This window comes from Streptococcus sp. CCH8-H5, assembly GCF_001556505.1.
GTDB lineage: Bacteria > Bacillota > Bacilli > Lactobacillales > Streptococcaceae > Streptococcus.
The window spans coordinates 1-345 of sequence record NZ_LSIZ01000104.1 but is presented as its reverse complement, the minus strand read 5'-3'; the positions used below and the strand labels follow the sequence as shown (position 1 = coordinate 345).

General features: G+C 39.1%; 1 protein-coding gene. It reads right to left on the bottom strand.

The genetic code is table 11. The annotated features are described in order from the left end of the window. Nucleotides 1-345: SspB-related isopeptide-forming adhesin (locus tag AX663_RS06275; protein ID WP_156430772.1), on the bottom strand; the 345-nt coding region annotated here is incomplete at both ends.

Here is a 345-nt window from a genome sequence, read left to right as displayed (position 1 = left end):
CGATAACTTGAGTGTTTTCTGCATCGCCAAGTGACTTAGTGAAGCCAGCTTTAAGGGTTGCAGTAATCACGCCACCTTCAACTGTGATATCGAATTTAGCTGTAACATCATCACCTGTTACTGAATCGTAAGCTTTGATCTTAGTTGCATCAAGATCTAACTTAGTTTCATCGTAGTCATCTGAGATTCCTACAGATTGAACATTTTCTTTGTTAGTTGCTGAGAATTTAGTTGTATCCAACCATACTTGGTAAACCAACTTGTCGCCACGTTTAACAGTCTTCGTATTCAAGTTTTGTTTTTCGTTGTTTGATGCATCGTCCGCATATGGGTTCGCATTTGTGT